Source organism: Cohnella algarum, assembly GCF_016937515.1.
Taxonomy (GTDB): domain Bacteria; phylum Bacillota; class Bacilli; order Paenibacillales; family Paenibacillaceae; genus Cohnella; species Cohnella algarum.
The window spans coordinates 2,070,468-2,084,204 of record NZ_JAFHKM010000002.1; the positions used below are offsets into that span (position 1 = coordinate 2,070,468).

The 13,737-nt window shown below is 58.6% G+C and carries 12 protein-coding genes and 1 tRNA gene; 9 read left to right on the forward strand and 4 right to left on the reverse strand.

The features are described from left to right. Positions 1 to 252 precede the first annotated feature (252 nt). Complete coding sequence (locus tag JW799_RS09400) at positions 253 to 1,203, forward strand: ribose-phosphate diphosphokinase (protein WP_080831837.1); 951 nt, start codon at positions 253 to 255, stop codon at positions 1,201 to 1,203. A gap of 569 nt (positions 1,204 to 1,772) precedes the next feature. Here the strand turns inward: JW799_RS09400 and JW799_RS09405 are convergent. Further along, complete coding sequence (locus JW799_RS09405) at positions 1,773 to 3,632, reverse strand: ABC transporter ATP-binding protein (protein WP_205429502.1); 1,860 nt, start codon at positions 3,630 to 3,632, stop codon at positions 1,773 to 1,775. 265 nt (positions 3,633 to 3,897) lie between these two features. On the opposite strand from JW799_RS09405, the gene JW799_RS09410 reads away from it, so the two are divergent. The 8 genes from JW799_RS09410 (at position 3,898) to JW799_RS09445 (ending at position 11,934) form a co-directional block, all read left to right on the forward strand. After that, positions 3,898 to 5,628, forward strand: coding sequence for a tetratricopeptide repeat protein (locus tag JW799_RS09410; RefSeq protein ID WP_080831840.1), 1,731 nt, complete (start codon positions 3,898 to 3,900; stop codon positions 5,626 to 5,628). A 167-nt stretch (positions 5,629 to 5,795) separates the two neighbouring features. Then, a complete protein-coding gene (trxB, locus tag JW799_RS09415) occupies positions 5,796 to 6,743 on the forward strand; it encodes a thioredoxin-disulfide reductase (protein ID WP_205429505.1) in 948 nt (315 codons plus the stop codon). A 39-nt stretch (positions 6,744 to 6,782) separates the two neighbouring features. Continuing rightward, entirely contained in the window at positions 6,783 to 7,733 is a 951-nt protein-coding gene (locus JW799_RS09420) for an ROK family glucokinase (protein ID WP_080831842.1), read from the forward strand. A 91-nt stretch (positions 7,734 to 7,824) separates the two neighbouring features. Then, a complete protein-coding gene (gene rapZ / locus JW799_RS09425) occupies positions 7,825 to 8,715 on the forward strand; it encodes an RNase adapter RapZ (protein ID WP_080831843.1) in 891 nt (296 codons plus the stop codon). Positions 8,716 to 8,727: 12 nt separating this feature from the next. Then, positions 8,728 to 9,717 (forward strand): gluconeogenesis factor YvcK family protein, encoded by a 990-nt coding sequence (locus JW799_RS09430; protein ID WP_080831844.1) that lies wholly within the window; start codon positions 8,728 to 8,730, stop codon positions 9,715 to 9,717. A gap of 5 nt (positions 9,718 to 9,722) precedes the next feature. Continuing rightward, a complete protein-coding gene (gene whiA, locus JW799_RS09435) occupies positions 9,723 to 10,658 on the forward strand; it encodes a DNA-binding protein WhiA (protein ID WP_080831845.1) in 936 nt (311 codons plus the stop codon). A gap of 105 nt (positions 10,659 to 10,763) precedes the next feature. Further along, positions 10,764 to 11,033 (forward strand): HPr family phosphocarrier protein, encoded by a 270-nt coding sequence (locus JW799_RS09440; RefSeq protein WP_080831846.1) that lies wholly within the window; start codon positions 10,764 to 10,766, stop codon positions 11,031 to 11,033. A gap of 124 nt (positions 11,034 to 11,157) precedes the next feature. Next, complete coding sequence (locus JW799_RS09445; protein WP_205429507.1) at positions 11,158 to 11,934, forward strand: SIMPL domain-containing protein; 777 nt, start codon at positions 11,158 to 11,160, stop codon at positions 11,932 to 11,934. A 305-nt stretch (positions 11,935 to 12,239) separates the two neighbouring features. Here JW799_RS09445 and sda read toward each other — a convergent pair whose 3' ends face one another. The 3 genes from sda to JW799_RS09460 form a co-directional block, all read right to left on the reverse strand. Then, the gene (gene sda / locus JW799_RS09450; RefSeq protein WP_080831848.1) at positions 12,240 to 12,500 is read right to left on the reverse strand and encodes a sporulation histidine kinase inhibitor Sda; all 261 of its coding nucleotides are present in this window, start codon (positions 12,498 to 12,500) and stop codon (positions 12,240 to 12,242) included. A gap of 236 nt (positions 12,501 to 12,736) precedes the next feature. Next, positions 12,737 to 13,318: an ATP-dependent Clp endopeptidase proteolytic subunit ClpP gene (clpP, locus tag JW799_RS09455; protein ID WP_080831849.1), complete on the reverse strand. Its 582-nt coding sequence runs from the start codon at positions 13,316 to 13,318 to the stop codon at positions 12,737 to 12,739. A gap of 146 nt (positions 13,319 to 13,464) precedes the next feature. Continuing rightward, positions 13,465 to 13,539 (reverse strand) — tRNA-Arg (locus JW799_RS09460). Positions 13,540 to 13,737: the final 198 nt, after the last annotated feature.

Below are 13,737 nucleotides of genomic sequence, written 5' to 3' on the forward strand. Positions count from 1 at the left end.
GCATCCATGCGGCGGCCAGGGAAATGTATCCTTCCCGAAGCGCATCATCCCGAAAAAATAGGACAAAAATGGGAAGAAGCGTCCGCGATGTTGAAAAACGTCGGATATTCGCGCTTGGCGACGTTTAACGGCTGCAAGCGGGGCGCAGTCGATTTTTGAAATCGCGTCTCGCTGTTGTATAATATTCTAGGCAATTTTTAATAGCTTTTATTTAAATGATAGATGCGATTTGACCGAACCGTGGAGGGGCACATGCACAGCAGTAAGCTTCGCATTTTTTCGGGGTCGTCGACTCCGCTGTTAGCCGAGAATATCGCCAATCAGCTTGGGCTGCCGCTCGGAAAGATCAAGCTGTCCCGCTTCAAGAGCGGCGAGATTTACGTTCATTTCGAGGAAACGATCCGCAACTGCGACGTTTTTCTCGTACAGTCGCTGTCTCATCCGATCAATGAATTTTTTGTCGAACTGCTGGTCATGATCGACGCGGCCAAACGGGCCTCCGCCCGGACGATCAATGTCGTGCTGCCGTATTACGGGTATGCCCGCCAGGAGCGCAAGGCGGCCCCGCGCGAGCCGATTTCCGCCAAGATGGTGGCCGACGTGCTGACGACGGTCGGCGCGAACCGGGTCGTGACGATCGACCTTCACGCCGCCGCGATTCAGGGCTTCTTCAACATCCCGGTCGACCATTTGACCGCCCTGGACCTCATCAGCGACTACCTCAAGGCAAAAAGCATCCGCAGCCCCGTCGTCGTGTCTCCGGACGCCGGACGCGCATCGACCGCGGAGAAGCTGGCGAACCAGCTCGACTCGCCGTTCGCGATCATGATTAAGAAACGCCCCGCCCACAACGAATCGGTCATTACGCACGTTATCGGGGATGTCGAAGGACAGACGCCGATTATTATCGAAGACTTGATCGACACGGGCACGACGATCGTCAACGTCGTCGAAAGCCTCAAGGAACGCGGCGCCGAGGACGTGTTCGTCTGCGCGACGCACCCGCTGTTCTCCGGCGACGCGCTCCGGAAGCTGGACCACCCGAATATCCGGGAGGTCGTCGTCACCGACTCCATCCAGCTGCCGCTGGACCGGCCGAGCCGGTTCAAGGTGCTGTCCGTCGCGCCGATGCTGGCCGATGCGATCCGCATTATCATGGAGGGCGGCTCGATCAGCACGCTCTTCAAGGATGCGGGCGTATGATTTTCGTTGTCGCCGAGCGACAGTGCGCATAGGAAATGGCAAGCTCCGGCTTCCGCTTCGGCGGGCCGGGGTTTTTTCGTTTTTCGTTGCGCGCGCTGACTGGCAGCCGCGTTACCGATCAGCGAGCGGAAGTCTATGTTGGATTTTATCCACTCTACGGAGCGAAAAACGGGCGAACCGCGGTCTATCATGGATTTTATCCAACGAGAGACGCGGGATACGGGCAAAATCTCCGAAAAGGTCTCGCCAGATTGGACAAAATCCAACGGAGATGGCGAGATTTCCGAGAAAGCCGGTTCTGATTGGACAAAATCTGACAAAATCCAATGAAGTTTCGCCACGTCTTGCTGCAGTTCGATTCGCTGAAAGACAGGCCCGGATCGTGAAGGGACTCGAACGGACTACAAGGGACAGTAGCGGTCGTTCGGAGGCCGAGAAGAGAACCGGACGGACTCCAAGGGGCAGTAGGCGGTCGTTCGGAGGCCGAGAAGAGGACCGAACGGACTACAAGGGACAGTAGGCGGTCGTTCGGAGGCCAGGAAGGTGACTGGACGGACGACATAGGGACGCTAGCGGTCGTTTGGGTGAGAGGAAGGAGCTGGAACGGACGACATGGGGCCAGCGTAAGCCTCCGTCTTCTCCTGCGGAAACTGCAGGTCGTGCAGCTGCCGGTACCGGCCGTTCAGACGCAGCAGCGACTCGTGCGTGCCGGATTCGACGATGGCGCCGGCCTCCAGCACGACAATCCGGTCGGCCCGCTGAATCGTCGACAGCCGGTGGGCGATGACGATGCTCGTCCGCCCGGCCAGCAGGCGCGACAGCGCCTCCTGGATCTGCTGCTCGGATTCGGTGTCGAGCGCGGACGTCGCTTCGTCGAGAATGATGAGCCGCGGGTCGCGCAGCAGCGCTCGGGCGATCGACAGCCGCTGCTTCTGCCCGCCGGACAGCTTGACGCCCCGCTCGCCGATTTGCGATTCGTACCCGTCGGGCAGCGCGGCGACGAACTCGTGCGCCGCGGCCGACCGCGCGGCAGCTTCCACTTCCGCGTCGGTCGCGCCCGGCTTTCCGTACGCGATATTTTCGCGGACGGTTCCGTTCAGCAGCATGACGTCCTGCGAGACGATGCCGATCTGGTCCCGCAGCGAGCGGATCCGGACATCGGCGAGCCGGTATCCGTCGATGGCGATTTCGCCGCCCTGCGGGTCGTAGAACCGCGCGAGCAGATGCGCCAGCGTCGTTTTGCCCGCGCCGGAGGAGCCGACCAGCGCGGTCATCGTGCCGGGCGCAAGCTCCAGACTGAAATCGCGCAGCACGGGAACGCCGTTGCCGTAGGCAAAGTCGACGTGCCGGAACGAGACGGCCCCCCGGATCGGCGGCAGCTCGATCGCGCCTTCCTTGTCCCGGATTTCCGGAACGAGCCGGAGCATCTCCTGGATCCGTTCGAAAGCCGCCGACGATTGCTGGACGGTGTTGAGGGCCCGGCTGAAATGGCGAACGGGATTTTGCAAAAGCCGCAAATAGGCCAAAAAGGCGACGATTTCGCCGACCGAGAGCTTACCTTTTATCGCTTGCAAGGCTCCGACCAGCAGGACGGCGGCCATCCCGATATAATTGAGCAGGTCGATCAGCGGCTCGTAAACGGCGCGCAAGCCCGCGGCTTGAACGCTCGCCTCCATGTTGGCCCGGCTCTTGGCGCCGAAGCGCACCGCCTCGTAATCCTCGGTCGTAAACGACTTGATCAGGCGAATCGAGGAAAAACTGTCTTGCAGATGGTTGTTCACTTCCGCAACCGATTCCTGCACCTTCCGGGAAGCGCCGCGGATGCGCCGCCCGAACTTGCGGGTCGCAAGCGTCATAAACGGAAAAGTGGCGAGCATGATGCATGTCAGAAGCCAATCCTTGTAAAACATATAGCAAGCCACGGCGACGAACGTAAACGCGTCGGTCAGCAGCGACAGCATGCTGGACGAGACGAGCTGCTGCAGCATGTTGACGTCGCTCGTCACCCTGGACATCAGGTCGCCGGTGCGGTTGCGGTCGAAAAAGCCCAAATCCATCCGCTGGATGTGGCGGTACAGCTGATTGCGCAAATCGTAAACGACGCGCTGGCCGACGGCGGACATCGTATAGCCGCTCGCGAAGTTGAAAGCGCCGAGCAGGAGGGCGGTGCCGACAATCGCGGCCGCGATAAGGATCAGTTGATCGGAACGCCGTTCGGGAATGACGCGGTCGATCGTATACGCGGTTAGCTGCGGAATGACGAATTCGAGCAGCGCGATCAGCAGCATGCAAACGAACGCGATCGCGATCCGCCCTTTTTGGGCGCGAACGTGCGGGTATACGTAACGCAGCATATTCCGGATCCGGCCGTAACGCGGCGCCGGACCGGACGGAGCTTCGCCTCCGCTTCGGCGGCTGTTTTCCCGCATGAGTTCCCACCTCCCCGCAATCGTCAAGTGCATTAAACGACAGATCGGCAGGATTGTCAACAAAGCCGCCAGGAGCGGGAAAGCGCCGGCAAACGGCGCGCGGCGCCGGGACGCGGCGGCGGCGGAAACCCGCGTTCCGCTTCTCGGAGCATTTTATTTTAAGGATGCCGCGCGTATGGTATAATCGTTGTGATGTGGGCCGACCGAAACGTGAAACGCTGGCAGGCCCGCGAACCCATTCCCAGGATCGGAAGGAGCCTTGCCGATGAATCAGCGCAAACGCGCGGTGAAGAACCGTCGACCCAAAGTCATCCCCTTTTCCCCCGACGCCACATTCTTCTTCGAACGGGCCGTGCAATCGCTGGATCGCTATCGTTACGACAAGGCTCTGAAATATTTCCGCCGCGCGGTGGAATACGAGCCGGACAATCCGGTCAATCACTGCAACATGGCCGGCATTTTGTCGGAGATGGGCCGTTACGAGGAATCGAACGACATTTTGCGGTCCGTGCTGGATCGGATCGATCCCGCCATGACCGAATGCTATTACTATTTGGCCAACAATTATGCCAACATGGAGCTGTACGAAGCGGCGGAAGACGCGCTCGTCCAATATTTGGAGAACGATTTGGACGGTCATTTTCTCGAGGAATCCGACGAGCTGCTCGACTTGCTCAACTACGAGCTGAACCGTCCGACGAAGCTGACGACGATCAAATCCCGGGAAAATCTGTATGCCCACGACAAGGCGCGCGAGCTGCTCGAAGCCGGGCGCTTCGCCGAAGCGGTCCGGATTCTGGAGGGCATTCTCGAACGCCAGCCCGATTTCTTGGCCGCCCGCAACAATTTGGGCTTGGCTTACTATTACATGGGACTGTTCGAAAAGTCCGTCCAGACGATCGACCTGGTGCTGCAGGCCGAACCCGGGAACCTGCACGCGCTTTGCAATCTGGCGATCTTTTACCAGCATTCGAACCGGGCCGAACTGCCCGGGCTGATCCGCCTGCTGAAAAAAACGGTCCCGTTCCACCCCGAGCACGTCTTCAAGCTGGCGACGACGCTCGGCATCGTCGGCGAGCACCGGGAAGCGTACGGCCATTTTCGGCGGCTGCTGCGGTCCGGGGAGCTGTCCGACGAGCCTTGCCTGCATCATTTCGCCGCCGTCGCCGCCGTGAACATCGGCCGGTTCGACGACGCCGAGCGCCATTGGCGCCAGGCCGACCGGCTCGATCCGGAGTCGGAGGTCCCGGCGTTTTACCTGGGCAAGCTGGACGACATGCGCAGCGGGGCGTACGCGACGCCGTCCCACTACCATTTCCATCTCCCGTTCGACGAGCAGTTCCGGCAATGGGAGCAGGATCCGCAGATGGTGCCGAACGCCCTGAAGCGCAACCCGCTCATCCGCTCGTCGTTTTTTTGGGCTTTGCGCCACGGCGACCGCCACACGAAAATCCAGGTCATCCAGGCGCTGGGCCTCGTGGCCGACGACGAGGTGGTCGACGCGCTCAAAGCGTTTCTGATCGATCCGGAGGAGGAGGACGAACTGAAGCGGGTCGCCGTGCTCGTGCTGCGCTCGATCGGCGTGCACGATCCGTTGCGCGTCGTTTACGGAGGGCGTTCGCTGACGCTGGAATCGAGGCGGAAATCCGTCAATCTTCCGATTTGGGACAGCTCCTGGCAAACCGTGCTGGAAATCGCGACGGAACGGATGTCGGGCCGCTACGACGTCGTTCAGCAGCACGACCTGATGACGCTTTGGGTCGACTATCTTTCGCGGGTGTATCCGAAAGTGCCCAAGCTGCTCAAGCCGTACGGCTGGGCTGCCGCGCTCGAATACTGGACCGCCAAAATGCACCGCAAAGCGATCACCTACGCCGACCTCGTCAGCCGTTACGGCGCTTCCCAGGCAAGCATCAGCCGTTACGCGAATCTGATCGACGAAGCTTGCGGCATCCGGGAGAAGCTCAAGCGAAGCAGCGCGACTTTCGGCGAATAAGGTTCGGGCAAATCCTGATCCGGGGACGTTCGAGCCTCGGGACAGGTTGCGCATAGAGAAAGTAACTGTTATGGTTGGAATTACAGATAGTGATCAGCCAAGAAACTTGCATCGCTAAGCGGATACGACCGTTTTAGCCGGGAGACACGCCAAGGAGGAGAGCAACCATGTACAAAACGATTGTCATCGGCACGGGCCCTGCGGGGTTGACGGCCGCTATTTACCTGGCTCGCGCGAATTTGAAGCCGCTCGTCATCGAAGGCCCCGAGCCCGGCGGACAATTGACGACGACGACCGAAGTGGAAAACTTCCCGGGCTTTCCGGAAGGCATTATGGGCCCGGACCTGATGGCGAACATGCGCAAGCAGGCGGAACGCTTCGGAGCGGAATTCCGCACCGGATGGATCAATTCCGTCGAAACGGCATCGCGCCCGTTCAAATTGTCGCTTGAAGGCGGCGAGACGCTCGAAGCCGAAACGCTGATCATTTCGACGGGCGCATCCGCGAAATATTTGGGCATTCCCGGCGAGAAGGACAACGTCGGACGCGGGGTCAGCACGTGCGCGACATGCGACGGGTTCTTCTTCCGCGGCAAAAAAATCATCGTCGTCGGCGGCGGGGACTCCGCCATGGAGGAAGCGAACTTCCTGACGCGGTTCGCTTCCGAGGTGACGCTCGTGCATCGCCGCGAAGAGCTGCGCGCTTCGAAAATCATGCAGGACCGCTGCCGCGAAAATCCGAAAATTTCGTGGAGCCTGAACCGCGCCCCGCTCGAAGTCGTCGCGGGCGAAAGCGGCGTTACGGCGCTTAAGGTGAAGAACAACGAGACCGGCGAGGAAGAGCTGATCGATACCCAGGGCGTATTCGTCGCGATCGGCCACACGCCGAACACGAAGTTTCTCGGGGGACAAGTCGAGACGGACGAGCACGGCTACATCGTGACGAAGCCGGGTTCGACGGAAACGAGCGTGCCGGGCATTTTCGCCTGCGGCGACGTTCAGGATACGAAATACCGCCAGGCGATCACGGCTGCCGGAAGCGGCTGCATGGCGGCGCTCGACTGCGAGAAATTCCTGGAAGGCTCTTCTGTTCACGATTGGAGCCATACGCTTTAAAGTTCACTTTTATTCTATTCATTCGAGGTGTCAACCATTATGTCTCAAGCTTTATACGTTGGCGTCGATTTGGGCGGCACAGCGATAAAAGTCGGTTTATGCAACGCCGACGGGCAACTGCTTCGCATCAACGAAGGTCCGACGCAGACCGAACTCGGAACGGATGCGATTTTGGAAAACATCGCGTCGTACGTGCGGGAGCTCGTTCCGCCGGGCACGCCCGAATGGGAGAAGGTTCAAGGCGTCGGCATCGGAATCGCCGGCTTCCTTGACATTCCGAACGGCATCATCGACTTTTCGGCGAATCTTCCCTTTCGCAAAGTGCCCGTGAAAGCGATCGTGGAGGAGAAGCTGGGCAAACCGGTCAAAATCAATAACGACGCCAACGTGGCCGCTCTGGGCGAAGTTTGGGGCGGCGCGGGACGAGGGGTCGCCGATTGCGTCTGCTACACCCTCGGCACGGGAGTCGGCGGCGGCATTATCGTCGGCGGCCGGCTGATCGAAGGCTTCAGCGGGATGGCCGGGGAGCTCGGCCATATGTCGGTCGTTCCCGACCTTGAAGCGATTCAATGCGGCTGCGGCCAGATGGGCTGCCTGGAGACGGTGTCCTCGGCGACGGGCATTATCCGGATGGCCCGCGACGCGGTCGAGCGGGGCGACAGAACGTCGCTCTCGTATATCGAGGAGCTGACGGCCAAGGACGTGTTCGACGCGGCCAAGGACGGCGACGAGGCGGCGCAGCGAATCGTTACCCGCGCGGCGTTCTACCTGGGCAAGTCGATGGCCGCGATCGCCCTGATCGTGAACCCGCAGCGCTTCATTATCGGGGGCGGCGTGAGCAAGGCGGGCGAATTCCTCTTTTCGCAAATTCGCGAGTCGTTCGCCAAAATGACCCCCGAAAGAGCCCGCAGCGGCGTCGACATCGTCGCGGCGGAACTGGGCAACAACGCGGGCGTCGTCGGCGCGGCTGGCTTGTTTCTCCGGGCATAATCGAAAATGCGCCGCTTGCCGGTGAACGCTGCCGGCTCGTTGGCGCATTATTGTCATCATTCGACCATTTTCGGACTTAAGGAGACTGCTCATGGAAACGCTAGGAGCGAAACCGACGCTGGTCATCATTACGGGAATGTCGGGCGCGGGCAAAACGATTGCCGTGCAGAGCATGGAGGACCTGGGCTTCTTTTGCGTCGACAATTTGCCTCCGGTGCTCATTCCGAAATTCGCGGAACTGATCGACCAATCGCAAGGCCGCATCGCCAAGGTCGCTCTCGTCATCGATTTGCGGGGAAGAGAGTTTTTTACCGCATTGTCCGAGTCCCTTCAATACATCAGCGAACATTATACGATACGCAGCGAAATTTTATTTCTCGACGCCACGGATTCGGTGCTCGTCCAGCGCTACAAGGAAAGCCGCCGCCGGCATCCGCTCGCTCCGGAAGGCATGCTGCTCGAAGGAATCCGTTCGGAACGGAAGCTGCTTGAGGACTTGAAGGGCGGGGCTTCCCAGGTAATCGACACGAGCAATTTGAAGCCGGCCCAGCTCAAGGAACGGATCGTCGGCCGGTTTACGAATCTGGATCGGAATACGATTTCGATTCAAGTCACCTCCTTCGGATTCAAATACGGAGTCCCGATCGACGCCGATCTGATTTTCGACGTCCGCTTTTTGCCCAACCCCCACTATGTGGAGCAATTGCGGCCGAAAACCGGGCAGGATGCGGAAGTGTACGATTATGTCATGAAATGGCCCGAAACGCAGACCTTCCTGTCCAAGCTGCTCGATATGCTGCAATTTTTGCTTCCCATGTACCACAAGGAAGGCAAAAGCCAGGTCGTCATCGGCATCGGGTGCACGGGCGGCAAGCATCGTTCGGTGGCGCTCGCCGAATATCTCGGACGGATGCTCGGCACGAGCGAAACGGAGACGGTCCGCGTCAGTCATCGGGACGCGGAACGCGATCGTCATGGATAAGGCGGTGAGGCAATGAAGAGACCGGCCAAAGGGGCCGAGCGGAATCCCCGGATCGTCGTGATCGGCGGCGGTACGGGACTGTCGGTTATGCTTCGGGGGTTGAAGCAGAAACCGCTGGATATTACCGCCATCGTCACGGTCGCGGATGACGGAGGCAGCTCCGGCATTTTGCGGGAAGAGCTGAGGATGCCGCCTCCGGGCGATATTCGCAACGTGCTCTCGGCGCTTGCCGACGCGGAGCCGCTGCTTGCGGATATGCTTTCGTACCGTTTTCAGAACGGGACAGGACTAGCGGGCCACAGCTTGGGCAACCTGATATTGGCGGCCATTACGGATTTGTCCGGCGATTTCGTGACCGGCATCCGCGAACTGAGCCGGGTGCTTGCCGTGCGGGGGAGGGTGCTTCCCGCGGCGAACCAGGCGATCGTGCTCAAGGCGGAGATGACCGACGGCACGACGGTGACCGGAGAATCCGCCATTCCGAAGTCCGGACGAAAAATCCGGCGCGTCCTGATCGAGCCGGCGGATGTCGAAGCGCTGCCGGAAGCGGTCGAGGCGATCCGGGAAGCGGATGCGGTGCTCATCGGTCCGGGCAGCCTGTACACGAGCATCATTCCGAATTTGCTCGTTCCGAAGCTGGCCGAGGCGATCGTGTCCGCGAACGCCGTGAAAATTTTCGTCTGCAACGTGATGACCCAGCCGGGGGAAACCGACAATTATTCGGTAAGCGATCATTTGAATGCGGTTCATGCGCATGTCGGGCATCATTTATTCGATTACGTGATCGTCAACGACGGGGAAATACCGCCGCAGGTGCACAGCATGTACGCGGAGCAAGGCGCCAAAGCGGTCCACCTGGATCTGGACGAAGTGACTCGCCGGGGCTACAAGGTCATTGCCGACCGTCTCGTTTTGTTCCGGACGTATTTGCGGCATGATGCCGTGAAGCTGAGCGAGCACATTTATCAGCTGGTGGAAAACTGGATGCTTAGAAAGGAGTGAGCGTCGTGTCTTTCGCGGCCCAAACGAAAAAAGAACTGACGATGGTGGACGCGGAGCCGTGCTGCGAGGTCGCGGAGCTGTCCGCGCTCATTCGGATGAACGGATCGGTTCAATTGACGAACAAAAGGATCGTCCTGGACATCTCCACCGAAAATGCCGCGATTGCGCGCCGGATATACACCTTGATGAAGCGTCATTTCGCCGTGCCGACCGAGCTGCTCGTTCGCAAGAAGATGCGACTGAAAAAAAACAACGTCTACATCGTGCGCGTGCCCGCCGGCGTCGAGCCGTTGCTGAAGCAGCTTTACATTACGAGCGAAGGGTTTCAGTTTCATCCGACGATCGACAAGGAGCTCGTCCGCAAGCCCTGCTGCAAGCGCGCCTATTTGCGGGGAGCTTTTCTCGCGGGAGGCTCGGTCAACAATCCGGAAGGCTCGTCCTACCATCTGGAGATCGCTTCGATGTATGAGGAGCATTGCCGTTCGCTCGTCGAGCTCGCCAACAAGTTTCAGCTGAACGCCCGGTTCATCGAGCGCAAAAAGGGCTTCATTCTTTATATCAAAGAAGGCGAAAAAATCATCGAATTTTTAAGCATCATCGGCGCGCACCAGGCGCTGTTCAAATTCGAGGATGTCCGAATCATGCGGGATATGCGCAATTCGGTCAACCGGATCGTCAATTGCGAGACGGCGAACCTGAACAAGACGATCGGGGCGGCCATCCGCCAGATCGACAACATCAAGCTGCTGCAGAAGGAAGTCGGGCTCGAGAACATGCCCGAAAGGCTTCGGGAAGTGGCCGAAATCCGCCTCAAGCATCCCGATTTGAATTTGAAAGAAGTCGGAGATATGCTTAAGGGGCAGGTGAGCAAGTCCGGCGTCAATCACCGTCTCAGGAAAATCGACGAGTGGGCCGAAAAAATCCGCAACGGCGGGGCATAACCGTATGGCGCAACCGTTCCAAACAATGCTATAATAGGTGACAGACTACACACGCGGTGGGTCCCGGGTTCGGGACGACGAAATTTGACAGGGGGTATCCGTTCCATGACGAGACAGCCGGTGGTTGTTCGGCTTAAGACGGGGCTTCACGCCAGACCGGCGGCTTTATTTGTACAAGAAGCCAATAAATTTTCCTCTGACGTCTTTGTTGAGAAAGACGACAAGAAGGTGAATGCCAAGAGCATTATGGGGATTATGAGTCTGGCGATCAGCTCGGGCACGGAAGTATTCATAAGTGCCGAAGGTTCGGACGCAGAGCAAGCTGTAACCGCTTTAGTCCAATTGGTCAGCAAGGAAGAACTGGAGAACCAGTAAAATCCTTTAGCATCAAGCTCCCTCGAGGGGGCTTTTTGCATTTTATGGACGATTTTGCGTATGCTTGCAACCTTTTCCGCCCAAGATGCGTTTGTGAAGACAAACAGGCGAAAGGGGTTCCGAGATGAGGATGAAAGGGATGAAAATCGCGGCGGTCGTTCTGGCCGCGGCGGCAATCGGTTGGTACGGATTCGGACGAGGGGAGGCCGGTACGGTGGCGAATGCGGAGACGGCGACGGCGGCATCGGGTTCGGCATATGCGGTGAATACGGTGACGGTCGGAGCGGAGGGTTCGGTCAAGGCGGAGCCCGACGTCGCATACTTGAACGTCGGCGTCGAGACGCGCGGGTCGACCGCCCAGGCGGCGCAGCAGGCGAATGCGGAAACGTTCGCCGCCGTCGAAAAGGTGCTGTACGACACGTTCGCGATCGACAAAAAGGACGTCCAAACGACGGGGTTTCATGTAAGCCCGGAGTATAATTATACGGAGAAGGACGGCCAGGTTTTGAAAGGGTACGTGGCGGTCCATGAGATCCGGATTACGTACCGCAAGCTCGCGGACATCGGCAAGCTGCTGGACGCCTTGTCGGGAGCCGGCGTGAACCGGATGCAGGGCGTGACGTTCGATACGGAGAAGCGGGACGAGTACGAGCTGGAGGCGCTGAAAAAGGCGATGGAGTCCGCCGGGGCGAAAGCGGGCGTGCTGGCCGCCTCGGGCAATCGCCAGCTGGGAGGCGTCATCAACATCGTTCAGGGCGACGCCGCGCCGGTTCCGGTTCTCAGAGCCGGAACGATGGCCGAGGCGAAAATGCTGGCGGGCGACAGCGCGCAATCGTCTTCGGTGCAATCCGGCCAGATCGAGATTTCCGCGAGCGTAACCGTGCAATATGAGCTGAAATAATCGTGGCAAAGGGCAGCGCTAGGGGGAAAGCCCCGTCGCTCCGGCATTCGGGCGGCGGGGCTTTCCATGTTCGATGGCTCGGTTTCGCAGCGGCAGCCCGGAGGCGGAATTAGCCCCCCTGTTCGCGATATCCCGTTCGCTCAGAGGGCCATCCGAACGGGCGCGCTTGTCCCGATGTCAAGGCAAAAGTAAAAACCCCCCGTTCATTCGAACGGGAGGCGATTACGCGTTTGGTGGAAAGGCAAACCGTCAGAAAGGCAAACCGCAGGATTTATCTTGTCTTGCTTGGTCCGAATTTGTCAGGTTCAGGCTTTAAGCCTATGCTCCAACTGGCGGAGCTCGATGGCGTCTTCCAGCAGCTCGATGAATTCGGCCGACAAGTTCATCTTCTTGGCTTCCCGGTACACTTCCAACAGGTGTTCGTCTTTCAACGGGCGAAGCAGCGATGCTTTGTCGCTAAGGCTTCGCGCGGCAATCGCGTCGGAACTGCTCTTGCTGGTCGTGACTGAATCGTTTGCGGATGAGTTTCGCGGTACCAGCCGAATGATGTGGGACGTGCGGCTCATGGGGATCCCCCCTTTGCAAGATTCCTAGGGTTTAGCTAGATATGGTTGTTTATGGAATGTTTCTTGAGTTTAGAATAACACGATACAGGTTTTTCGCAGAGGGGGGATTCGCAGATTTGAATTCTTGTTGACAAAGGAAAACGTTTATGATATTAAAAGCCTCCCCGGCTCCAAGGGGAGCGGGGAGGCAACGGGGGCGGACATCCGCCGCCATGCAAGCAAAGCGGACGCGAGCGTCAGATTTTCTCGATGACTTTGTCCACGAGGCCGTAAGCTTTCGCGTCTTCCGCATCCATGAAGTTGTCGCGGTCGGTGTCTTTCTCGATTTTTTCCAGCGGTTGCCCGGTGCGCTCGGACAAAATGCGGTTCAGCTTGTCGCGCATCTTCAAAATGCGGCGGGCCCTGATTTCGATGTCGCTGGCTTGGCCTTCGGCGCCGCCCAGCGGTTGATGGATCATCACTTCGCTGTTCGGAAGCGCGTAGCGTTTGCCTTTCGCGCCGGCGGCGAGCAGGAAGGCGCCCATCGAGGCGGCCATGCCGACGCAAATCGTGGAGACGTCCGGCTTGATGAATTGCATCGTGTCGTAAATCGCCATGCCGGCCGTGATCGATCCGCCGGGGCTGTTAATGTATAAGCTGATGTCCTTCTCCGGATCGTCGGCGGCAAGGAACAGCATTTGCGCGATAATCGAATTGGCGACGACGTCGTTTACGCCCGATCCGAGAAAAATGATTCGGTCTTTAAGCAAACGGGAATAAATATCGTAGGCCCGTTCGCCTCGATTGCTTTGTTCGATGACCATGGGTACGAAACTCATAACATAACCTCCTTCAGTTAGGTGACGAAGTGATTCCATCATAAATCATCCGAAACCAAAAGTCAAAGAAAGTCAAACTTGGACAAACAAAAAAACCGCGCCTCTTCGCGAAGGGCTGGTCGTTCGGTCGTGCTTATGATGAATATTGGCGCGCCCGTAGGGAATCGAACCCCAATCTCAGGCTCCGGAGGCCTGCGTCATATCCGTTGGACCACGGGCGCATACTTGAGAAGATTAACACGCTGAAAGTTTGACAGCAAGAGTTATTATAGGCCATTCCCTGATAAAAAGCAAGGGTTCGACAAAAATAATTAGGCCGGGAGGAAACGGCGGCCGCTCTTGCAAGAGACGGCGAGTTGCATTAAAATAAATGTGGGACTTAAAACGTAGTGGCGGGACATTTAACGTCCAGCTAGACG

What these genes read in the sequence shown, in the direction of transcription:
- JW799_RS09400 (WP_080831837.1), top strand. Translation starts at nt 253, where the DNA reads ATGCACAGCAGTAAGCTTCGCATTTTTTCGGGGTCGTCGACTCCGCTG.
- JW799_RS09405 (WP_205429502.1), bottom strand. Translation starts at nt 3,632, where the DNA reads ATGCGGGAAAACAGCCGCCGAAGCGGAGGCGAAGCTCCGTCCGGTCCG.
- JW799_RS09410 (WP_080831840.1), top strand. Translation starts at nt 3,898, where the DNA reads ATGAATCAGCGCAAACGCGCGGTGAAGAACCGTCGACCCAAAGTCATC.
- trxB (WP_205429505.1), top strand. Translation starts at nt 5,796, where the DNA reads ATGTACAAAACGATTGTCATCGGCACGGGCCCTGCGGGGTTGACGGCC.
- JW799_RS09420 (WP_080831842.1), top strand. Translation starts at nt 6,783, where the DNA reads ATGTCTCAAGCTTTATACGTTGGCGTCGATTTGGGCGGCACAGCGATA.
- rapZ (WP_080831843.1), top strand. Translation starts at nt 7,825, where the DNA reads ATGGAAACGCTAGGAGCGAAACCGACGCTGGTCATCATTACGGGAATG.
- JW799_RS09430 (WP_080831844.1), top strand. Translation starts at nt 8,728, where the DNA reads ATGAAGAGACCGGCCAAAGGGGCCGAGCGGAATCCCCGGATCGTCGTG.
- JW799_RS09440 (WP_080831846.1), top strand. Translation starts at nt 10,764, where the DNA reads ATGACGAGACAGCCGGTGGTTGTTCGGCTTAAGACGGGGCTTCACGCC.
- JW799_RS09445 (WP_205429507.1), top strand. Translation starts at nt 11,158, where the DNA reads ATGAGGATGAAAGGGATGAAAATCGCGGCGGTCGTTCTGGCCGCGGCG.
- sda (WP_080831848.1), bottom strand. Translation starts at nt 12,500, where the DNA reads ATGAGCCGCACGTCCCACATCATTCGGCTGGTACCGCGAAACTCATCC.
- clpP (WP_080831849.1), bottom strand. Translation starts at nt 13,318, where the DNA reads ATGAGTTTCGTACCCATGGTCATCGAACAAAGCAATCGAGGCGAACGG.